This window comes from Streptomyces sp. AC627_RSS907 (assembly GCF_019049165.1).
In genome coordinates this window covers 1-579 of sequence record NZ_JAGMUE010001348.1, presented here as the reverse complement: position 1 = coordinate 579, position 579 = coordinate 1, and the positions used below count along the sequence as shown (strand labels likewise).

Annotated in this window: 1 protein-coding gene; it reads right to left on the bottom strand. The window is 66.8% G+C overall.

Annotated features, from left to right (window positions below):
• The coding region (gene lepB, locus KUM32_RS41855; protein WP_217146847.1) for a signal peptidase I at positions 1–579 on the bottom strand (579 nt) is incomplete at both ends.

Below are 579 nucleotides of genomic sequence, written 5' to 3'. Positions count from 1 at the left end.
GGTCAAAGGTGTCCGGAACCGGCAGCGTGCCCCAGCGGTTGATCGGCCACGCCTTGACGATCGCCCGGCCCACGACCTCGTCGTTCGACACGGTGCCGTTGTCCAGGTTCTGGTGGTAGCGGGAGTCGAGGGAGTCCTGACGGTGGTCGCCCATGACCCAGATCCGGCCCTCGGGCACGTGGATCGGGCCGAACTCCTTGTCACCGCACGGAGTGTCGCCAGGGAAGATGTACGGCTCATCCAGCGCCTTGCCGTTGACCTTGACCGGGCCGTCGTTCTTGCACTCGACCGTGTCGCCACCGACCGCGATCACGCGCTTGATCAGGTCTTTCTCCTCCGCCGACGGCATCAGGCCGATGAAGCTGAGGACCTTCTGCATGCCTTCGGCGATCGGTCCCGAGTCGGACTGCGGTGCCTCGTCCAGCCAGCCGCCCGGGTCGTGGAAGACGACGACCTCGCCGCGCTCGGGCTCCGAGCCGAACCACGGCGTGAGCTTGTCCACCAGCACCCGGTCGCCGCGCTGCAGGGTGTTCTGCATCGAGTCGGAGGGGATGGAGAACGCCTGCACCAGGAACGTCT